The organism is Citrobacter sp. B72 (genome assembly GCF_016894305.1).
Taxonomy (GTDB): domain Bacteria; phylum Pseudomonadota; class Gammaproteobacteria; order Enterobacterales; family Enterobacteriaceae; genus Citrobacter; species Citrobacter portucalensis.
The window spans coordinates 3,361,059-3,382,028 of record NZ_CP069801.1 but is presented as its reverse complement, the minus strand read 5'-3'; the positions used below and the strand labels follow the sequence as shown (position 1 = coordinate 3,382,028).

At 54.2% G+C, this 20,970-nt stretch carries 21 protein-coding genes; 6 read left to right on the top strand and 15 right to left on the bottom strand.

The genetic code is table 11. The annotated features are described in order from the left end of the window. Nucleotides 1–38: 38 nt before the first annotated feature. Complete coding sequence (gene chiQ / locus JQN59_RS16205; protein ID WP_032942698.1) at nucleotides 39–371, top strand: ChiQ/YbfN family lipoprotein; 333 nt, start codon at nucleotides 39–41, stop codon at nucleotides 369–371. Nucleotides 372–421: 50 nt separating this feature from the next. Here the strand turns inward: chiQ and JQN59_RS16200 are convergent, their stop codons facing one another. From JQN59_RS16200 to ybfF, 9 genes are all read right to left on the bottom strand, one after another. After that, nucleotides 422–1,717 (bottom strand): MFS transporter, encoded by a 1,296-nt coding sequence (locus tag JQN59_RS16200; RefSeq protein ID WP_149608219.1) that lies wholly within the window; start codon nucleotides 1,715–1,717, stop codon nucleotides 422–424. 53 nt (nucleotides 1,718–1,770) lie between these two features. Further along, nucleotides 1,771–2,910, bottom strand: coding sequence for a tricarballylate utilization 4Fe-4S protein TcuB (tcuB, locus tag JQN59_RS16195; RefSeq protein ID WP_149608218.1), 1,140 nt, complete (start codon nucleotides 2,908–2,910; stop codon nucleotides 1,771–1,773). Then, a complete protein-coding gene (gene tcuA / locus JQN59_RS16190; RefSeq protein WP_149608217.1) occupies nucleotides 2,897–4,300 on the bottom strand; it encodes an FAD-dependent tricarballylate dehydrogenase TcuA in 1,404 nt (467 codons plus the stop codon). Before tcuA ends, tcuB begins: the two co-directional genes overlap by 14 nt. A 97-nt stretch (nucleotides 4,301–4,397) precedes the next feature. Further along, nucleotides 4,398–5,324: a tricarballylate utilization LysR family transcriptional regulator TcuR gene (gene tcuR / locus JQN59_RS16185; protein ID WP_048226092.1), complete on the bottom strand. Its 927-nt coding sequence runs from the start codon at nucleotides 5,322–5,324 to the stop codon at nucleotides 4,398–4,400. A 128-nt stretch (nucleotides 5,325–5,452) separates the two neighbouring features. Next, a complete protein-coding gene (gene fur, locus JQN59_RS16180) occupies nucleotides 5,453–5,899 on the bottom strand; it encodes a ferric iron uptake transcriptional regulator (protein ID WP_003022836.1) in 447 nt (148 codons plus the stop codon). Next, nucleotides 5,892–5,978: a ryhB-regulated fur leader peptide gene (locus JQN59_RS16175; protein ID WP_100247215.1), complete on the bottom strand. Its 87-nt coding sequence runs from the start codon at nucleotides 5,976–5,978 to the stop codon at nucleotides 5,892–5,894. The genes fur and JQN59_RS16175 overlap by 8 nt, the downstream gene beginning before the upstream one ends. A gap of 210 nt (nucleotides 5,979–6,188) precedes the next feature. Continuing rightward, nucleotides 6,189–6,719, bottom strand: coding sequence for a flavodoxin FldA (gene fldA / locus JQN59_RS16170; RefSeq protein WP_003022839.1), 531 nt, complete (start codon nucleotides 6,717–6,719; stop codon nucleotides 6,189–6,191). A gap of 155 nt (nucleotides 6,720–6,874) precedes the next feature. Beyond that, nucleotides 6,875–7,162, bottom strand: coding sequence for a LexA regulated protein (gene ybfE / locus JQN59_RS16165; RefSeq protein ID WP_003831362.1), 288 nt, complete (start codon nucleotides 7,160–7,162; stop codon nucleotides 6,875–6,877). 128 nt (nucleotides 7,163–7,290) lie between these two features. Next, nucleotides 7,291–8,064, bottom strand: a complete 774-nt coding sequence (gene ybfF / locus JQN59_RS16160) for an esterase (protein WP_048236466.1) — start codon at nucleotides 8,062–8,064, stop codon at nucleotides 7,291–7,293. A 194-nt stretch (nucleotides 8,065–8,258) separates the two neighbouring features. Between ybfF and seqA the strand changes: the two genes are divergently transcribed. Continuing rightward, nucleotides 8,259–8,801 carry a replication initiation negative regulator SeqA gene (gene seqA, locus JQN59_RS16155; protein WP_048214679.1) on the top strand — a complete coding sequence of 181 codons (543 nt, stop codon included), beginning with the start codon at nucleotides 8,259–8,261 and terminating at the stop codon, nucleotides 8,799–8,801. A 24-nt stretch (nucleotides 8,802–8,825) separates the two neighbouring features. After that, nucleotides 8,826–10,466 carry a phosphoglucomutase (alpha-D-glucose-1,6-bisphosphate-dependent) gene (gene pgm, locus JQN59_RS16150; RefSeq protein WP_008784117.1) on the top strand — a complete coding sequence of 547 codons (1,641 nt, stop codon included), beginning with the start codon at nucleotides 8,826–8,828 and terminating at the stop codon, nucleotides 10,464–10,466. A gap of 96 nt (nucleotides 10,467–10,562) precedes the next feature. Here pgm and kdpE read toward each other — a convergent pair whose 3' ends face one another. From kdpE to kdpF, 6 genes are read right to left on the bottom strand one after another with little or no spacing between them, the layout of a single operon-like run. Next, nucleotides 10,563–11,240 (bottom strand): two-component system response regulator KdpE, encoded by a 678-nt coding sequence (gene kdpE / locus JQN59_RS16145; RefSeq protein ID WP_048226088.1) that lies wholly within the window; start codon nucleotides 11,238–11,240, stop codon nucleotides 10,563–10,565. Then, complete coding sequence (gene kdpD, locus JQN59_RS16140) at nucleotides 11,237–13,921, bottom strand: two-component system sensor histidine kinase KdpD (RefSeq protein ID WP_149608216.1); 2,685 nt, start codon at nucleotides 13,919–13,921, stop codon at nucleotides 11,237–11,239. The genes kdpE and kdpD overlap by 4 nt, the downstream gene beginning before the upstream one ends. A gap of 10 nt (nucleotides 13,922–13,931) precedes the next feature. Next, nucleotides 13,932–14,498 (bottom strand): potassium-transporting ATPase subunit KdpC, encoded by a 567-nt coding sequence (gene kdpC / locus JQN59_RS16135; RefSeq protein WP_204528090.1) that lies wholly within the window; start codon nucleotides 14,496–14,498, stop codon nucleotides 13,932–13,934. Between the two features lie 8 nt (nucleotides 14,499–14,506). Further along, complete coding sequence (gene kdpB / locus JQN59_RS16130; protein WP_048214675.1) at nucleotides 14,507–16,555, bottom strand: potassium-transporting ATPase subunit KdpB; 2,049 nt, start codon at nucleotides 16,553–16,555, stop codon at nucleotides 14,507–14,509. A 20-nt stretch (nucleotides 16,556–16,575) separates the two neighbouring features. Next, nucleotides 16,576–18,255 (bottom strand): potassium-transporting ATPase subunit KdpA, encoded by a 1,680-nt coding sequence (kdpA, locus tag JQN59_RS16125; protein WP_149608215.1) that lies wholly within the window; start codon nucleotides 18,253–18,255, stop codon nucleotides 16,576–16,578. Beyond that, the gene (gene kdpF, locus JQN59_RS16120; RefSeq protein ID WP_001670793.1) at nucleotides 18,255–18,344 is read right to left on the bottom strand and encodes a K(+)-transporting ATPase subunit F; all 90 of its coding nucleotides are present in this window, start codon (nucleotides 18,342–18,344) and stop codon (nucleotides 18,255–18,257) included. Before kdpF ends, kdpA begins: the two co-directional genes overlap by 1 nt. A 308-nt stretch (nucleotides 18,345–18,652) precedes the next feature. Here kdpF and JQN59_RS16115 point away from each other — a divergent pair, with 308 nt between their 5' ends. The 3 genes from JQN59_RS16115 to phrB all read left to right on the top strand — a co-directional run bounded on the left by JQN59_RS16115 (nucleotide 18,653) and on the right by phrB (nucleotide 20,948). Further along, entirely contained in the window at nucleotides 18,653–18,859 is a 207-nt protein-coding gene (locus tag JQN59_RS16115) for a YbfA family protein (protein WP_003022870.1), read from the top strand. Between the two features lie 97 nt (nucleotides 18,860–18,956). After that, entirely contained in the window at nucleotides 18,957–19,511 is a 555-nt protein-coding gene (locus JQN59_RS16110; RefSeq protein ID WP_100247216.1) for a DUF1722 domain-containing protein, read from the top strand. 18 nt (nucleotides 19,512–19,529) lie between these two features. Next, nucleotides 19,530–20,948, top strand: a complete 1,419-nt coding sequence (gene phrB, locus JQN59_RS16105) for a deoxyribodipyrimidine photo-lyase (protein ID WP_149608214.1) — start codon at nucleotides 19,530–19,532, stop codon at nucleotides 20,946–20,948. Nucleotides 20,949–20,970: the final 22 nt, after the last annotated feature.

Sequence of the window (20,970 nt, the reverse complement as noted above, 5' to 3'; positions counted from 1 at the left end):
GCAGGCCGGGTGCCTGCCGCATCGTTGAGGAAAGTGCTATGAAAAAACTGATACTCATCGCCGTTATGGCATCAGGGCTGGTGGCGTGTGCGCAATCTCCTGCGCCGAAAGAGGACAGCCGTCTGAAAGAAGCCTACAGCGCGTGTATTAATACCGCGCAGGGATCGCCGGAGAAAATTGAAGCCTGCCAAAGCGTGTTGAATGTGCTGAAGAAAGAAAAACAGCACCAACAGTTTGCCAATGAAGAAAGCGTACGCGTGCTGGATTATCAGCAGTGTATCCAGGCCACGCACACGGGTAACGGTCAGTCCGTTAATGCTGATTGTGACAAGGTCTGGCAGGAAATACGCAGTAAGAATACTGCACAGTAAATCGAAAAATGAAAATACAACGGGCGGAGAATTCTCCGCCCGTTTGCATGTCAGAGTTTCTGTTCGGCCGGTTGATAATGACGACTCAGGCGGACAAACAGCATTGCCGTGGCGGCGAGTCCGCAAAGTGCCGCGCACATCAGCCACCATCCCGGCGAGCTTTTATCTCCGGTTAGCTGGACCAGCGCCGTGGATATGACGGGTGTCAGACCGCCAAAAATCGCCGTAGCCAGACTGAAGGCCAGTGAAAAACCCACCGTACGGACATAGACAGGCATCACCTCGGTGAGTGCGGCGACCATTGCCCCGTTGTACATGCCAAAAAAGAACGAGAACCAAAGCAGGACCAGCGTCATACGCGTAAAATCTGGTGCGGCGGTGAGCCAGTGCATTACCGGCCAGGTGGTGAGTAGTGCGAGTACGGTAATCCCCATCAATACCGGACGACGACCAATTCGGTCAGAAATCGCCCCGCCAATCGGCAGCCAGATAAAGTTAGAAATACCGACCAGCATGGTGACTATCAGGCTATCGCGCGCGCTCAGGTGGAGTACAGCCCTGCCGTAGGTCGGGGTATAGACGGTTATGAAGTAAAACGTCGTTGTGGTCATCGCTACCAGCAGCGTACCTGCTGAGATAAGACGCCAGTTTTTGAGGATAGTGGTGAAAATCTCCCTGGTGTCGGGACGGTGCGTACGTTGTAAAAATGCGTCCGTTTCCTGAAGCGAGCGGCGCAGGACGAAGATCAACGGAATAATCATACAACCAATAAAGAACGGAATGCGCCAGCCCCATTCAGAGATTTCATCGTGCCCCAGCGTGGCATTCAGGCCGTAGCCAATCAGCGCTGCCACCACAATGGCAACCTGTTGGCTGGCGGACTGCCAGCTGGTGTAGAAACCTTTATTGCCAGGCGTGGCGATTTCAGAAAGATAAACCGAAACGCCTCCCAGTTCCACGCCCGCAGAGAATCCCTGCAATAATCGACCGACTAATACCAGCACAGGAGCCAGCAGGCCAATACTTTGATAACCGGGAACCAGGGCAATCAGCAGGGTCCCGCAGCCCATGATCGCCAGCGTCACCATCAGTCCTTTGCGGCGACCAATTCTGTCGATATAAGCACCCAGCACGATTGCGCCAACGGGCCGCATTAAAAAACCCGAACCGAAAACCGCAAAGGTCAACATGAGCCCGGCAAACTCACTCTCAGCGGGGAAGAACGTCTTTGCAATATAGGTGGCGTAAAACCCGAACAGAAAAAAGTCGAACTGTTCGAGAAAATTACCGCTGGTTACCCGCAGTATTGCGCCGAAAGTTCCGGTGCGCGATGGTTGTTGTGTCATTGGGTTTGCTCCACTGTCTTATCATAATATTTATAGAGGTAAGAGTTTGCGGGTTAGTCGCCTGAGACTCCCGCCTGTTTGCCGCGCCGTTTCTCAATCGCCCACTTGAGTAAGGCTGCGCAGCGGTAAAATCCGTGGGCAAATTTTCCGTAAGGAATGGTCAGAAAAAGCGCCATGACCACACCGAGATGAATGGCCAGTAAAATAGCCATCCATGAAGTGTCCCTTCCCGCCAGCAGCGCCAGACCAGTCAGACTGGTCAGCAGCAGCAGCAAAATAAAACCGCGATCCATCGGTTTTTGCCGTGCGTCGCCATGTAGCGGTGAGCGCTTAAGATTCAGCCATAGCAGGCCAGCCGGGCCGATAACCAGACCAATGCCGCCCAATGTACCCAGCATGACCGGAACGCTGAAGAACGGGTAGGGCGCTTCTATGCCTGCAAAGTAGTGATAGCCTGTTGCCACCACGGTGGCGGCAAAGCAGAGCATAAAACCGTAGAAGGTAAAGTGGTGGAAACGGCGGCGCATCAGGGTGAAGGCATCATCCGCTTCGTTACAACCTTTGCCGTGGCCACCATCGAGATATTTCAGCGTCAGCGCATCGTGTGAGGCTTCAGCAATCTCGGCGGAACGCGGCATACCCGGAGAGATCTCGCGCCAGAAGCGGATCACGCCCGCCATCAGCAAACCGATCGCCAGAATAAACACCGAACCAAACATCCAGGCCAGCAGGTTATGCGGGAAAATTTGATAGAAATCCCCGGCCAGTGGAGGATGGAATAATGAACCTTTCAAACCTATAGCGAGGAGTAAAAACAGGATCAGACCGAAAACCAGCGCCAGCGTCACGGTTACGCCTGCGCGACGATAAAGCGTGCCAAAGGCGGCGGGTTGCGCGTAATGCTGATAGGTTTCGAGCCGGACTTCCGCCATCGCTTTCGGCACGTTGATGGCAAATTCATGAGGCGGGGCATACTGACACGCGTGCAGGCAAGCGCCGCAGTTATGGCACAAGTTTGCCAGATAATTGATATCCGCTTTACCGAATTCCAGACGCTGCGTCATGGCCGGGAACACGGCGCAAAAGCCTTCACAATAGCGACAGGCATTGCACACCTGCATTACACGTTCAACTTCCGCTTCCGGTTCGGTGATAATTTGTGCTTCGATGATCAGTTTCTCAAGCTGCTTCATGACGTGTCTCCTTACGTGCGGCCAGCGCGGCTTCTTTTCCGGCAATGCGGCCAAAGGTGGTGCCGATCGACATCCCCACGCCTGCGGTGTAACCCTTGCCCAGCACGTTGCCCGCCATCATCTCTCCGGCGACGAACAGGTTGCGGCTTGGAAGCCCGGCAAATTGCACAGCGGCGCGTTCGTTCACTTTTAACCCAAGATAAGTGAAGGTGATCCCTGGCCGCAGGGCATAGCCGTAGTAAGGCGGTTGATCCAGCGGTCGCGCCCAATGCGTTTTCGCGGGTAGCAAATCTTTAGTGGCGCAGTTATCCAGAACGGTATGGTCGAACTGACCTGGCTGGCAGGCGTTGTTGTACTCTGTCACGGTGTGGGTAAAGCGTTCGGCATCCAGTCCTAACTGAAAGGCCAGTTCTGCCAACGTATTGGCCTGCGCGCCAGGAAAGACCGGAGGCATGAAGTGTCCGATAGCTTTACTGTCGATGATGGAGTAGCCAATCTGTCCTGGCTGTTGAGCGACCAGACGTCCCCAGATGGCGTAGCGTTTGGGCCAGAAATCTTCGCCTTCATCATAAAAACGATCTGCGTCACGGTTTACCATTATGCCCAGCGAGACGCAGTCCACGCGGGTGCAAATTCCGCCATCATATAATGGTGCTCTGGCATCAATAGCCACACAGTGTGACTGGGAGGGATCGCCGATAATGTCTGCGCCAGCATCCATCATAAATTTGAGCAGTACGCCCTGATTAAAACGCGTGCCGCGAATCAGAAAGTTATCCGCAGGCCACTCGCCGCGGGCATTTTCCCCCCAGGCTTCGCGCAACCACTCCCGGTTAGATTCGAATCCGCCAGCGGCAAGCACGCAGGACTTAGCGGTGATGCGCTCTTCGCCTGCCAACGCCGCCACGAACTCGCCATTACGCAGTTCAAGCGCCTGAACGGGGGTGTTATAGCGAATTTGAACGCCCAGCTTTTCTGCGCTGCGATAATAGGCATTCACCAGGGCCTTTCCACCGCCCATAAAAAAGGCGTTGGTTCGCGCCACGTGCAAAGCGCCGGAGAGAGGAGGTTGAAAGTTAACGCCGTGCTGACGCATCCAGTCACGGCATTGTGAAGAGGTACGGATCACCAGACGCGCCAGCGCTTCGTTGGTATTCCCTTCCGTGACGCGCCACAGATCCTGCCAGAACTCCTCTTCCGGATAGCTTTCCACCAGCACATCCTGCGGCGCGTCATGCATACAACGTAAATTACGTGTGTGTTGGGAGTTTCCTCCGCGCCATTCACGGGGAGCCGCTTCGAGCAGGAGTACCGAAGCTCCTTGCTCGCGGGCAGACAAGGCAGCGCATAACGCGGCATTGCCACCACCAATCACCAGAACATCAACCATCGTATACTCCATTACCATTTAACCATTTGTTAAATTTGTAATTGAAATGTATACGCACGGCTTGTGCGGGCGCTATGACGTGGTGCTAAACGGTACTTTAGTTATTGTAAAGGATGGCGCCAGGCCAGCTTCCTGCTTCCACCAGTTGATGCATCACTTTCGTCAGCACCACGCGGGCCGCGAGGCCTGCCGGGGTGAGTTCATCGTCTGAGAGACTCACCAGAAAGTTGGGGCGGCTAAGTATTGGATTGTGGACGCCGATCACTCTTAGCGTCTCTTTATCGAGATGGGAAATTGCCGCGCCGGGCTGGAGAGTGGCACCAATGCCACTGCGCACGGCGCGCATGAGTAGCGCCAGACCATCAATTTCCGTGGCGATCTCAATGTTCAGAGCGTGTTCCTGACAAATCGCTTCCAGCCTGCCGCGCAGACCGTGGCCCGGGCTTGGCATTATCAATGGGATACTTGCCAGCTGGGCTGGAGCAATATTGTCATCGGCAATATCAGCCAGTAAGGCATGAGTCCCAATCAAAAACAGCCGCTCTTCGAGAATCGGTATGGCGCTCCAGCGCAGGATCTTTTCTTTCTGAAACACGACAGCCAGATCAATCTGGCGGGTATTAATCATCCGCTCCAGATTGCCAGAGAGGCTTTCCACCACATGCAGACGGACATCACTGTAGCTTTCCCGCATGGCGTTGATAAACGGCATTCCGAGAACGGAAGCGGTACTGGGAGCCATGCCGACGCTGACGTGCCCGGAAAGCCGGGACTCGCGTGCGGCGAGGATCGCGTCGTCTGCGTGACGAAGCGCCAGCTGCGCCTGGGAGTAAAAAGCCAGCCCGGCGCTGGTGGGCGTCACACCGCGCGAGGTGCGCTGCAGCAGGCGAATAGCGAGTTCGCTTTCCAGACGCGACATTTGCTGGCTGAGTGCCGAAACCCCGATATTGAGATCGAGTGCCGCGCTACCCATGCTGCCGGTTTCTACAATGCGCACAAAATAGCGTAGCTGGCGAAGTTCCATTTCGACTCTCCGGAAGGGGCAATTGATTTTTACATTAAAGCAACACAGGAGCGGAGGGAAGGGGAAAAGGGCAGGTAATGCCCATAAAAAAAGCCAACCGGAAGGTTGGCTTTTCAAAAAGCATTACATTATTTGCCGTCGTGGGCATGCTCATCTTCGCGGCAATCGCCTTCAGCGCAGTGGCCGTAGAGATAGAGACTATGGTTGGTTAAACGAATACCATGTTTAGCCGCGATCTCACGCTGGCGCGCTTCGATGGAATCATCGCTGAACTCGACTACTTTACCGCAGTCGAGACAGATGAGGTGATCGTGATGATGCTGTTGAGTCAGCTCGAAGACGGATTTACCACCTTCAAAATTATGGCGGGTCACGATACCGGCATCATCAAACTGGTTCAGCACACGATACACGGTCGCCAGACCAATTTCTTCACCCATATCGATCAGGCGTTTGTATAAATCTTCCGCACTGACGTGATGGTTATCCGGTTCCTGAAGAACTTCCAGAATTTTTAAACGAGGAAGCGTTACTTTCAGGCCAGCCTTCTTTAATGCGGTATTGTTGTCAGTCATGCGGAATCTGTCCTGTAGCTAAACGATTCACTTCATTAACAGAAGTGACAGAAATTGCACTTGAGATAATGCGTATCATTATAGAACTGCCATGGCTAAATGAAAACTGCAAGTCTCTGGCATATATTGTTAATCAAAACGTGGTATCGCCGACAAACACACTGTGCAACACCCGATTGGCATCCAGCCATTGTACAGGGTCAGACGAAAAAGTTACAAATTTGTAGCAATTATTTTGATTGGTTTTATCTATTGATGCGGCGCAGATGGAAATCTACGCCGCACGAAATCAGGCATTAATGATTTCGTCGAGGTGCAGCTCTTCAGAGATCTGCTTAACCCATTTTTCTACGCGTTCTGCTGTCAGTTCTGGCTGGCGATCTTCATCGATAGCCAGACCGACAAAGTGGTCGTCGTCAGCCAGGCCTTTAGACGCTTCAAAGTGATAACCCGCCGTCGGCCAGTGACCAACGATGGTTGCGCCGCGCGGTTCGATGATGTCGCGAATGGTCCCTAACGCATCGCAGAAATATTCTGCGTAATCTTCCTGGTCGCCGCAGCCGAACAATGCAACCAGTTTGCCATTAAAATCAATGTCTTCGAGGGTAGGGAAGAAGTCGTCCCAGTCACACTGCGCTTCACCGTAGTACCAGGTTGGGATGCCTAGCAGCAGAATGTCATAACCTTCGAGGTCTTCTTTGCTGCTTTTTGCAATGTCATGAACATCGGCAACGTCTTTACCAAGCTGTTTTTGAATCATTTTTGCGATGTTTTCGGTATTACCGGTGTCGCTGCCGAAAAAGATGCCAGTGATTGCCATGAGTTAAATAACCTCTTGAAACTTATTGAAATGGTGGTGGCGCATTGCCCACGGATAAGGGCAATCATAGCAGAACAGTCAGGCATGCGGAAACAGCAAACACGCAGGACTGCACTCTGTGCTACACGATTTATGATTTAGAGCAGAAATTCAGACTATGCCTGACCGCGCAATGTGCTGAGTTGGGTCATCAGCATCTCTTCGATGAGTTCACTGCGACTCATGTTGCGCGCCTCGGCCAGCTCGTTCAGAGCGTCAACGGCATCAGCGTTCAGTTTCAGTTCGACACGCTTAAGCCCGCGAACTTTGTCACGCTTAAGCTGATTACGTTTATTAATACGTAACTGTTCATCACGCGAGAGCGGATTAGTTTTGGGTCGTCCCGGGCGACGCTCCTGCGCGAACAGATCTAATGTCGTACGGTCCGTTTGTTCTTTGGCCATGATCTTGGTGACTTCGGGGAAACAATCAGCCAGGCGTCTGCCCGGATGGATAGCGCGCCATAATACATCAGCAGGGGTGACACGCCAACGCCCACGCGCGTAATCGCGCGCAGACGCTGAGTTTTTAATCAGTTAGCCTGTTCGTTCAGATAACGACGGATGGCGCGCAGCACCGCCTCCGGTTTTTCCGCATGCACCCAATGACCGGCTCCTGCAATAACATGCGCCCGAGCCTGTGGGAATTGCGCCAGCAGTTGTTCGCGATACGCTTCGGTAACATACGGTGAGTTGCCGCCAGGGATAAACAGCGCCGGGTGCTCCCACGCAGGAATGGTTTCCCAACCGACGATATGAGGATACTGATCCCACAGCACGGGAACGTTAAAACGCCATTCGCCGTCGACGAACGATTTCAGCAGAAACTGGATTACGCCTTCCTCATGCAGATGTTGACGCATGACGCTGGCCGCCTGCTGACGCGAAGTGGCCTGGGCATCGGTTACGGCATTAATAGCGGTAAAGATCGCATCGTGACGGCGAACATGATAGTCGACCGGAGCAATATCAATGGCCACCAGTCGATCGATACGATCAGGAGCCAGTGCGGTTAACGCCATGACGGCTTTCCCCCCCATCGAGTGACCAATAAAGGTCGCCTTTTCTATTTGCTGAGCGTCCAGCGTATCCAGCAAATCTTGCGCCATGGCCGGATAATTCATCTCAGGGGAGCGAGGGGAGAGGCCATGATTTCGCATATCAACCTGGATGATATCGTGATCGACCACCAGATCGCGCGCCAGGATCCCCAGGTTATCAAGACTGCCAAACAGGCCGTGAACCAGGACGATGGGAGAATTATTGTGCAGGTTTTGCGCAGATTGCGCTCGGATATTCAATTTCATGGCAAAGTTCTTTTTTTCACACTCACGGGTTAGGGTATCATGTTGACCATTCTGCCACATGGCTGCAACAACTACGGTTACTCTGAGTTTTGCTGGCCACCAGGCTTGACGCTATCCGCTGTTGGGATTTGCCTTTACACTACGTGTGTTTACCCCGACAACTTGTATTCAGCTAAACACTGCACTGGATTAAGATGAAAACGATTGAAGTTGATGATGAACTCTATAGCTATATTGCCAGCCACACCAAGCATATTGGCGAGAGCGCATCCGACATTTTACGGCGTATGTTGAAATTTTCCGCCGCATCACAGCCTGTCACTCCGGTAGTCAAAGAAGTCCGCGCTGTGCAACCTGTCGTGGAAGCTAAGCCGGTTAACCCCGTAAAAGATAAAGTGCGCGCGATGCGTGAACTGCTGCTGTCCGACGAATACGCGGAACAGAAGAAAGCAGTAAATCGCTTTATGCTGGTGCTGTCTACACTCTATTCACTGGATCAAAACGCGTTCGCCGAAGCAACGGAATCGTTGCATGGCCGTACGCGCGTTTATTTTGCAGCGGATGAACAGACGCTGCTGAAAAATGGTAATCAAACCAAACCGAAACACGTGCCAGGCACGCCGTACTGGGTGATCACCAACACCAATACCGGCCGTAAATGCAGCATGGTTGAACACATCATGCAGTCAATGCAATTCCCTGCGGAATTGATTGAAAAGGTTTGCGGAACAATTTAATCCTTGCATTAGAAGGACCAGGCAATGGCAATCCACAACCGTGCAGGTCAACCTGCGCAACAGAGTGATTTGATTAACGTCGCCCAACTGACGGCACAGTACTATGTACTGAAACCAACAGCAGGGAACGCTGAGCACGCCGTTAAGTTCGGTACGTCCGGACATCGTGGCAGTGCAGGTCGTCATAGTTTTAACGAGCCGCATATTCTGGCTATCGCTCAGGCGATTGCTGAAGAACGTGCGAAAAACGGGATTACTGGCCCGTGCTATGTGGGCAAGGATACCCACGCGCTGTCTGAACCGGCTTTTATCTCTGTACTGGAAGTGCTGGCGGCGAACGGCGTTGACGTCATCGTGCAGGAAAATAACGGCTTTACGCCAACCCCTGCTGTGTCGAATGCTATCCTGGTCCACAACAAAAAAGGCGGCCCGCTGGCTGACGGCATTGTGATCACGCCGTCCCACAACCCGCCGGAAGATGGCGGCATTAAATATAACCCGCCAAACGGTGGTCCGGCAGATACCAACGTCACCAAAGTGGTGGAAGACAGAGCCAACGCGCTGCTGGCTGACGGTCTGCAAGGCGTGAAGCGCATGTCGCTGGATGCTGCGCTGGCATCTGGTCATGTAACAGAGCAGGATCTGGTTCAGCCGTTTGTTGAAGGACTGGCTGACATCGTCGACATGGCAGCGATCCAAAAAGCGGGTCTGACACTGGGTGTCGATCCGCTGGGCGGTTCCGGTATCGAATACTGGAAGCGTATTGCTAAGCACTACAACCTGAACCTGACTATCGTTAACGATCACGTTGATCAGACTTTCCGTTTCATGCATCTCGACAAAGATGGCGCAATCCGCATGGACTGCTCCTCCGAGTGCGCGATGGCGGGCCTGCTGGCGCTGCGCGACAAGTTCGATCTGGCCTTTGCCAACGACCCAGACTACGACCGTCACGGTATCGTCACCCCGGCAGGGCTGATGAATCCGAACCACTATCTGGCGGTGGCGATCAACTACCTGTTCCAGCATCGTCCGCAGTGGGGCAAAGATGTTGCCGTTGGTAAGACGCTGGTGTCCTCGGCAATGATTGACCGCGTGGTGAATGATTTAGGGCGTAAACTGGTCGAAGTGCCGGTTGGCTTTAAATGGTTTGTTGACGGTCTGTTCGACGGCAGCTTTGGCTTTGGTGGTGAAGAGAGTGCGGGGGCATCTTTCCTGCGTTTCGACGGTACACCGTGGTCGACCGACAAAGACGGCATCATCATGTGCCTGTTGGCGGCAGAAATTACCGCAGTGACCGGTAAGAATCCGCAGGAGCACTACAACGAACTGGCTGCCCGCTTTGGTGCGCCGAGCTACAACCGCCTGCAGGCAAGTGCGACCTCCGCACAGAAAGCGGCGCTGTCTAAGCTGTCTCCGGAAATGGTGAGTGCCAGCACGCTGGCGGGCGACCCGATCACCGCTCGTCTGACGGCGGCACCGGGCAACGGTGCTTCTATCGGCGGTCTGAAAGTGATGACTGACAACGGCTGGTTTGCCGCTCGTCCGTCCGGCACCGAAGACGCTTATAAAATCTACTGCGAGAGCTTCCTCGGTGAAGAACACCGCAAGCAGATCGAAAAAGAAGCGGTTGAGATCGTCAGCGAAGTGCTGAAGAACGCGTAAACCGTAGGCCGGATAAGACGCTAGCGTCGCTATCTGGCATGAATTAATAAGCCGGATAGCTTTGCGCTGATCCGGCTTTTTTTATTCGGCTTAGATTCACGGCATAAACCGATAACCAATCCCGGTTTCGGTCAGAAAATGACGCGGACGCGCCGGGTCCTGTTCCAGCTTCTGGCGCAGGTGTCCCATGTAAATTCGCAGATAGTGACTGTGTTCGACGGCATTCGGTCCCCAAACCTGATTTAACAGCTGGCGTTGCGTTAGTACCTTTCCGGCATTATTCAGCAGTACCGCTAACAGGCGAAATTCAATCGGCGTCAGATGAATCTCTTCATCACCACGATGTACGAGCCGGGCGGCGATATCTACTTTTACGTTGGAAAAATGCACCACCGGCTCGGGAGACGCGCCGCTGGCGTGGCGGCGCAATGCCACGCGTAATCGCGCCTGTAGCTCGCCAATACCAAAGGGTTTACTGAGATAGTCATCGGCACCGGCATCCAGGGCAGCGATTTTATCGCTTTCTTCGCTGCGGGCTGAGAGCACAATTACCGGTATCGCGCTCCATTGTCGCAGGTCACGAATAAAATCAATGCCGTCACCGTCCGGCAGACCGAGATCGAGAATGATGAGATCGGGTTTTCGCGTGGCGGCTTCCAGCAGACCACGTTGCAGCGTTTCCGCTTCATATACACGCAGACCATCGGCTTCCAGCGCGGTGCGCAGAAAGCGACGGATAGCCTGTTCATCTTCAACAATCAGTACGTTCGTCACATATCCTCATGAAAATCTTCAAGTTCAGGGGGGATTTCCTGGGGCAGTGTAACACGGAAACATGCTCCTCCCTGTGCGCGATTGTGGACGGAAATCGTACCGCCGTGCACGTCCACAATGGCCTGACAGATTGCCAGCCCCAGCCCAACGCCTGGTACCGATGACTCTTTGTTTCCCCGGGAAAACTTGTCAAAAACTCGCTGCTCCATACCCGATGGAATGCCGGGGCCATTATCCCAGACGTCTAGTTGCAGGTGTTCGCCATCGACGCTGGCATCAATACCGATTTGCGCCGCTGGACCTGCGTATTTAACGGCGTTTTCCAGCAGATTAATCAGCACCCGTTCAAAGAGTGGGCCATCGACGTGGATCAGCGTTAACGGTGCTGGTAGCGACAAATTAATAGGAGCAGAGAGTCCTGGCTCCAGCATCTGCAGGGCGCTGCCGACCACCTCTTCCAGTGTTAACCACTCCTTCTTAAGATTAAAGCCGCCAGACTGAATTCGCGCCATATCCAGCAGGTTATTAACCAGTCGGGTCGTATTCAGGACGTGCTGGCGAATCTCGCTGGCCTGGCGCGCATGCGGCGATCCTTCGCTGGCCAGATCCAGCGTTAAAATCTCTGCCTGACCGAACAGCACCGTTAGCGGTGTACGTAAATCGTGGGAAAGGGCGGCGAGCAGCGCGTTGCGAATGCTTTCACGCTCGCTGGCAAACCGGGCCTGCTCTTCGCTGGCGGTTAGCGTCAGACGCTCCAGCGCACTGGCGACCAGTAAAGTGAAAGTTTCCAGCAGGCGTTGCTGTTCGGGGATCATCAGCTGGCGTAAATTTCCCGGTTCCACAACCAGCAGCCCATGCGTTTTGTCGGCACTTTTTAACGGTAATATTTGATACGGCACACCTGGCAACGTGTCAGTACCTGCGCCAGCCGGTTGCCCTTTATCAAAGCTCCATTGGGCAATGGCATCATCCCACGGCGTCATGCCCTGTTGATGGGTGAGAGGGGCCAGCTTACCGTTCTCACCGGGCAGTAAAACCTGGCTGCGGGCCTGGAACGTTGAGGCAATAAACTGTTCGCTGGTGGCGGCGATATCTTTCTGACTCCGTCCGACGGCCAGCGCTTTCGACATCTCATACAAATGGCGCGTACGTTGTTCACGATAACGGGCTACCCGCGCCTGATAACGCACTCCGGCGGTAAGATTACCGATTACCAGTCCTACCGTTAGCATCACGGTGAAGGTGAGCAGGTACTGGACATCGGAAACGGCCAGCGTGCCACGCGGAGCAATAAAGAAGAGATCGAAGCTGGCGACGTTAATAAAAGTTGCCAGCACCGACGGCCAGCGTCCATAAAAGAGGGCGATAACCACCACGCCCAATAAATAGATCATCACCAGGTTGGCGGCGTCAAAGGCCATCAACCACTGCATGGCAATCAACGTAATGATGGCGCACAGCGCGACGGCAACCACACAACCCTGAATTTGTACCCGCCATTTATCCTTAAAGGTGCGGTTATCTGCAGTTGGTAGCACAGGGCGCGAAGGTGGCTCATCGAGCGCAACAATCATCAGGTCGAGATCCGGTGCGCGATGGGCCAGTTTGTCAGCAAAAGAATCACTGCGCCACCAGCGTCGCGTAGTCGGACGTCCTAGGACAATTTTTCCCAGATTATGCTCACGGGCGTAGCGGATTACAGCCTTGTCTTCAGCGGGATCGGAAAGGGTGGCGGTTTCTGCACCCAGCTCCTGGGCTAACCGCAGAGCGCTTAGGATTGCCCGGCGCTGTTTTTCGGGCAGTCGGTGCAGCGCTGGCGTTTCGACATACACTGCATGCCAGACGCTGCCGAGGCGCGCTGCCAGACGCGCGGCAGCACGCACCAGCTTTTCGCTGCCGGTATTGTGTCCAATGCACAGTAAAATGGCGTCACGGGTATGCCAGACTTTTTCTTCCCCCGGACGCCCTCGCCAGGCACGCATCTGATCGTCAACCCGATCGGCCGTGCGGCGCAGGGCCAGCTCACGTAGCGCGATCAAGTTCCCTTTGCGAAAGAAATGCTCGATGGCTCTTTCCGCCTGACCGGCGATATAGACCTTGCCTTCGTTCAGGCGTTGGCGCAAATCGTCGGGGGGAAGATCGACCAGCACCACATCGTCGGCGGCATCGAAAAAAGGATCGGGGACGGTTTCGCGAACCTGAATGCCTGTGACGCCGCTGACCACATCATTGAGGCTTTCCAGATGCTGCACGTTGACGGTAGTAAAAACGTCAATACCGGCTTCGAGCAGTTCTTCAATATCTTGCCAACGCTTAGGGTGGCGTGAGCCAGGCGCATTACTGTGCGCCAGTTCATCCATCAAAATGAGCGCCGGACGGCGGGCCAGCGCCGCGTCGAGATCGAACTCGCTGATATGACGACCATGGCGCGCCTGTCGCTTTAGCGGCAGGATGCTGAGACCGTCCAGCAGCGCGGCGGTCTCTTTGCGTCCGTGGGTTTCCACCACGCCAATCAGCACATCTAACCCCTGCGCCCGCAGCCGCTGGGCCTCTGCCAGCATGGCCCAGGTTTTACCGACGCCTGCACACGCGCCGAAGAAAATTTTCAGTTTTCCGCGGTGCGGGGCAGCGGTCTGCTCCAGCAGGCGATCGGGGTCGGGGCGTAAGGGTTCGTTATGCATGTCCTTTTTCTCAGTGCTTATCCAGCGCTAAATTAAGTTCTACCAGGTTCACCACCGGCTGGCCGATAAAACTGACCAACGGCTTTTGCGTGTATTGTGCAACCAGGCGCGTGACTTCTTCAACGCTGAGGTTGCGAGCCTGCGCCACGCGGGGGATTTGCCAGGCCACCGCGGCGGGTGTCAGGTTGTTGTCCAGTCCGCTGGCAGAAGCCGTTACCAGCTCTACCGGAACGGCAGGATTTGCCTGCGGGTTGGCGGCACGCAGCGCGGCTATCCGGCTATGCAGCTGTTTATCCAGTTCCGGGTTGCTGGCTGCCAGATTGCTGCCGCCTGAAGCCATTGGATTATAGGGCATTTCTGCTGTAGCAGACGGGCGTCCCTGAAAATAACCGGCCGCGGTAAAATGTTGCCCAATGAGCGCAGAGCCGCGAACGACCTGACCTTCACGCAGAAGCGAGCCGTTAGCCTGGTGGGGAAACCACCACTGCCCCAACGCGGTGGTCAACAACGGGTAAGCCCCGCCGGTGATAAGCATCAGGAAAATCAATGTTGATAATGCAGGACGTAATCCACTCATCTGAAACCTCACACCAGACCCAGCAGGGTCAGCAGTAAATCAATTGCTTTGATACCGATAAACGGCACAACCAGACCACCCAGACCATAGATCCACAAATTACGGCGCAGCATTGCGGATGCGGATAACGGTTTGTAGCTCACGCCTTTAAGCGCCAGCGGGATCAGAAAGACGATAACCAGCGCATTAAAGATAACCGCGCTGAGGATCGCCGAGTCCGGCGAATGCAGCCCCATCACGTTAAGCGCATTGAGCTGCGGGTAGGTGGCGGCAAACGCGGCCGGGATAATGGCGAAATACTTCGCCACATCGTTGGCGATACTGAAGGTGGTCAGCGAACCACGCGTCATCAGCATCTGTTTACCAATGTGCACCACTTCAATCAGCTTGGTGGGGTTAGAGTCGAGATCCACCATGTTGCCCGCTTCCTTCGCTGCCTGGGTCCCGGAGTTCATGGCGACCGCCACGTCGGCTTGCGCCAGCGCCGGGGCGTCATTGGTTCCGTCGCCGGTCATCGCCACCAGACGACCTTCCGCCTGATACTGACGAATCAGCGCCAGCTTGGCTTCCGGCGTGGCTTCAGCTAAGAAGTCATCTACCCCGGCTTCTGCCGCAATCGCGGCGGCGGTTAAACGGTTATCGCCGGTGATCATCACCGTTTTGATGCCCATTTTGCGTAGTTGGGCAAAACGTTCTTTGATTCCGCCTTTTACGATATCTTTCAGGGCAATCACGCCCAGTACGTGGGAGCCTTCGGCAACCACCAGCGGTGTAGCGCCTAGGCGTGCGACGTTTTCGACCTTCTGCTCCACGTCGGCAGGGAAGTGGCCGCCGTTGGCTTCGACGTGACGACGAATAGCATCGACCGACCCTTTGCGGATCATGCGGTTGTCGATGTTGATCCCGCTCATCCGACTTTGGGCGGTAAACGGTACAAAGGTGGCGTGTAGCGATTGCACGTCGCGAATACGCAGATTAAAGCGCTGTTTTGCCAGAATCACGATACTGCGGCCTTCAGGGGTTTCATCGGCCAGAGATGAAAGCTGCGCGGCGTCGGCCAGCGTTTTTTCGTCTACGCCCTGGGCGGGCAGGAAATCTGAAGCCTGGCGGTTACCCAGCGTAATGGTGCCGGTTTTGTCCAGCAGCAGTACGTCCACGTCACCCGCAGCTTCTACTGCACGTCCGCTGGTGGCGATGACGTTCGCGCCCAGCATGCGGCTCATCCCGGCGACGCCAATTGCAGAGAGCAACCCACCGATGGTGGTGGGGATCAGACACACCAGCAGGGCAACCAGTACCGTGACGCTAACCGCACTACCACCCCAGGCGGAAAATGGCCACAGCGTGGCGGTCGCCAGCAGAAAAACGATGGTCAGGGCTATCAACAGGATCGTCAGGGCGATTTCATTCGGCGTTTTACGCCGCTGCGCGCCTTCAACCATGGCGATCATCCGGTCGAGGAACGTTTCACCAGGGTTCACGCTACATTCGATCACCAGCCAGTCGGAGAGGATGCGGGTCCCGCCGGTGACGGAGGCGAAATCACCACCGGATTCACGAATGACCGGCGCGGATTCACCGGTAATGGCGCTTTCATCTACCGATGCGCCACCTTCGATGACCTCGCCGTCACACGGGATAATATCGCCCGCTTCTACTAACACGATATCTCCTTTGCGCAAATCCTCCGCCGGAACGTGATCCATGGCGGCACCGTATTTCGGCTCGCGGAGTTTGCGAGCAAAAGCGGTTTTTTTCACTCCTTTCAGACTGTTAGCCTGAGCCTTACTGCGTCCTTCCGCCAGCGCTTCGGCAAAGTTGGCGAACAGTACGGTGACCCACAGCCACAGACTTATCGCGCCGGTAAACCACGGATTGCCTTGCATATGGCCTGTGGCCATTGCCAGCGTTAACAGGGTTGTCAGCAGACTGCCCAGCCAGACGATAAACATCACCGGATTGCGCCACTGGGTATGTGGGCTTAATTTTTTCACGGCGTCCATCAGCGCCTGTGCGACCAGAGAGGGTTCGAACAGCGCCAGTTGCTTACGACTCATAGTCATGTGCTCCGCATCACTCAGTGTAATGACAGGTATTCTGCGACCGGGCCAAGCGCCAGGGCAGGAACAAAGGTGAGGGCACCAACCAGTAACACCGTACCGATTAACAACCCGACAAACAGTGCACCGTGGGTAGGCAGCGTGCCTGGACTTGCTGGCTGGATCTTTTTACTGACCAGCGATCCGGCAATTGCCATCACGGGGATGATCACGCCGAAACGGCCGAAGAACATGCACAGGGCCAGCAGACAGTTCCAGAACGGGCTGTTGGCGCTTAATCCGGCGAAGGCGCTGCCGTTGTTGTTCGCGGCAGACGATACGGCGTACAACACCTCACTAAAGCCATGTGGACCAGGATTGAGCATGGCGCTGCGTCCGGCGTCGCTCATCATCGCTATCGCCGTACCGAGCAGGACCAGCGCAGGGGTGACCAGAATCGCCAGCGCGGTCATTTTCATTTCACGCACGTCTATTTTCTTACCCAGATATTCCGGCGTGCGACCAATCATCAGGCCCGCGATAAACACCGCCAACAACACGAACAGCAGCATGCCGTACAGGCCCGAACCGACACCACCGAAGACCACTTCGCCAATCTGCATTAGCCACATCGGCACCATCCCGCCCAGCGCGGTGAAGGAGTCATGCATCGCATCGACAGCGCCGCAAGATGCCGCTGTCGTCACGACGGAAAAAAGACTCGTAGCCAGCACGCCAAAGCGGCTTTCTTTGCCTTCCATGTTGATATTACTGTCTGCACCGAATGCCATCAGGTGCGGGTTGCCTTGAACTTCGGCCCACATCACCACGGCTACGCAGACTACAAATATCAGCGACATGGCCCACAGCGGGGTCCGCCCCTGGCGACGATCGCCAACCACATCACCAAAGGCAAAACACAGCGCGGTAGGAATTAAGAAAATGGCCAGCATCTGTACCAGATTGGTCAACGCGGTAGGGTTTTCAAACGGATGTGATGAGTTAGCGTTAAAGAAACCGCCCCCGTTAGTGCCAAGCATCTTAATCGCTTCCTGTGAGGCGACGGGCCCCATCGGCAGCAGCTGTTTCACCCCTTCAAGGGTAGTAATGGGCTGATAGGGCAACACGTTTTGCAGCACACCTTGCTGAATGAAGAACAACGCAATGAGCAATGCAATGGGGAGCAGGATCCACAATGTAATGCGAACCAGATCGACCCAGGCATCGCCCAGCGTGTTCATGCTCTGGCGAGTAAAGGCACGGGCCAGGGCAAAAATCACCGCAATCCCGGTTGCCGCTGACAGGAAGTTCTGCACGGTCAGCCCGACCATTTGGCTGAAGTAGCTTAAGGTGGTTTCGCCAGCATAGGATTGCCAGTTGGTATTAGTGACAAAACTCACCGCTGTGTTGAGCGCCAAATCCCACGAAAGCCCAGGTAGCTGTTGCGGATTTAGCGGCAGCAGGTTTTGCGCCATCAGCATTGAAAACAGGACCAGCAAACCCAGCACATTGAGCACGAGGATCGCCAACAGATACTGCCGCCAGTTCATCTCCTGCTGCGAGATGCCCAGACCGCGCCAGAGCAGATGTTCCACGCCAGCCAGACCCGGCAGGGACGTATTATTGATCAGCCGAGCCAAGCCAAAACCCAGCGGTCTGGCGATGATAAACAGTACCAGCAAGAAACTGGCAATGAGTAAAAATCCTTGGGCCGCCATCAGAACGCCTCCGCATTAATCAGGGCATACACCAGATAACCTAATAATAAAAAGACCAGCACAATGCCGGTTATCACGCCTGCACTCACGGTGCACCTCCAGTGGCATAAATGTGATAACCAGAGCGTAGATTTTTGCTTGCAAAGATTTCGCAAAAATCAGTGGGAGGGGTGTAAAAAAAGTATAAAAATGGCAAAGACCATTATTTAACTAATGATTAGTATTAATTTAACTTTTATGTAACTTAATTACGGTTTTTAGCTAAACGGAGCATCAATAGATAAAAATAAGTGGTCGGATGAGTAGCAAAATTACACACAAGGCGGTATTATTTTCATCAGTTAACCAAGTTTATTTTTCCGGTGCGATTCACCGAACAGATATATGGGAGAGGATTATGGACTTTTATAAAGAATATCCAGCACACATTGTTTTCTTGCGCCGTACCTTTGCCGTTGTGGCGGGCGTGCTGGCGCTGCCGGTCATGTTGTTCTGGAAAGACCGCGCCCGTTTTTACAGCTATCTGCACCGCGTCTGGTCCAAAACCAGTGATAAACCGGTGTGGATGGAGCAGGCTGAAAAAGCCACCTGCGACTTCTATTAAGTTGTGGTTATTGTTCAAGAAAACCGCCAACAGCAATGTGGCGGTTTTTTTATACGCCGACGTCTACACTTATCTGAGTAACGGATAAGGAGTGGCGATGAGCACGAGAATTCCTGTTGGTATCCGCACCTGTCTGACCACAGAAGCGAGTGAGGCACCTCAGTTCGACGAAAATACATTAATACGTGTTTACGCTTTGCATGAATTGCACCGCCTGCGTCAGCGAAAATTAACGCGGGGCGCATTAATTGACTATCATACCCGCTACAAACTGGTACTACTGGCGCATTCCCAGCCAGAGTATCGGGAGCTTGGCCCCTTCGTTGCCGCAATCCATGAATGGCAAGATCTCGATGCTTTTTTTACCGAGTATCGCCTACGATTGATCCATCTGTTATTAAATCCTGCTACCCGGCGTAACCATACCAATGTATTGATGCACGTACAGGGCTATTTCCGTAATCAGCTCGATCTGCGTCAACGTCAGGAATTGACCTCGATAATCGATAACTATCGACGCGAGGCGCAGCCGCTACTTGCACCCTTAATGCTCCTCAAACACTATATGGCTGAGCACCCGAACACCTGGTTGTCCGGGCAACGTTATTTTGAACTCTGGCCTGCGATTTGGCGTTTACAGGGCAATGATTAATTTTTATCAGGGAGTTTTATGACCACGCATCTGGTCTGGTTTCGGCGTGATTTACGTCTGCATGACAATCTCGCGCTGGCGGCGGCTTGTCGGGATCGTTCTGCACATGTACTCGCGCTCTATATCTCCACGCCTGAACAGTGGAAGGCGCATGATATGGCCCCATGTCAGGCGGCATTGGTTAATGCGCAGCTGAACGCGTTGCAAACGGCGCTGGCAGAAAAGGGCATCCCGCTTCTGTTTCATGAAGTTGCTGATTTTGCGACCAGTGTGGAAACCGTCAAAAACGTCTGCGTACAGCATGGCGTCAGTCGAATATTTTATAACTATCAATATGAAATAAACGAACGCCAGCGTGATGCTGCCGTCGAAAAGTCATTACCTCAAGTGGTGTGCGAAGGGTTTGACGACAGCGTGATCCTGCCTCCGGGGGCGGTCATGACCGGTAATCACGAGATGTATAAAGTCTTTACGCCGTTTAAAAATGCCTGGCTGAAGCGGATAAAAGACGGGATCCCAGAATGTGTCAGTGCGCCGAAGGTGAGAGAAAGCGGTGCTCTTGACTCTCCATTAACATCCATCACGCTGAGCTACCCGCAGCAGGATTTTGATTCGCAGCAATTTCCGGCAGAAGAAAAATTGGCCATCGCGCAGTTACGCCATTTTTGCCAGCAGGCCGCCGGAGAATATGAACAACTGCGTGACTTTCCGGCGATTGATGGAACCAGTCGATTATCCGCGAGCCTGGCGACAGGTGGACTATCACCGCGCCAGTGCCTGAATCGACTGCTCGTGGAGCAGCCGCAGGCGCTTGAGGATGGGGCAGGCAGCGTTTGGTTGAATGAGCTTATCTGGCGCGAATTTTATCGTCATCTGATGACTTACCATCCGGCACTGTGTCGGTATCAACCTTTTATTCGCTGGACCGATCGCGTGCAATGGCAGAATAATCCGACGCATTTGCAGGCCTGGAAAACAGGGAATACGGGCTACCCCATTGTGGATGCGGCCATGCGTCAGCTCAACGCCACGGGCTGGATGCATAATCGTTTACGCATGATTACCGCCAGTTTTTTAGTGAAAGACCTGCTGATCGACTGGCGTAAAGGCGAACAATATTTCATGTCGCAACTGATCGATGGCGACCTGGCGGCCAATAACGGCGGCTGGCAGTGGGCTGCCTCAACCGGAACCGACGCCGCACCGTATTTCCGAATCTTTAACCCCACGACTCAGGGCGAAAAATTTGATCGTGACGGTGAGTTTATCCGCCAGTGGCTGCCGGAACTGCGCGACGTGCCGGGTAAAGCTATTCATGAACCGTGGTCGTGGGCTGAAAAAGCGCAGGTAACACTGAGTTATCCTCGCCCGATTGTGGATCATAAACAGGCAAGGCTGGCGACGCTGGCGGCATATGAGGCGGCACGTAAGGGATAAGCACGCAGCGGATTTCTGCGTA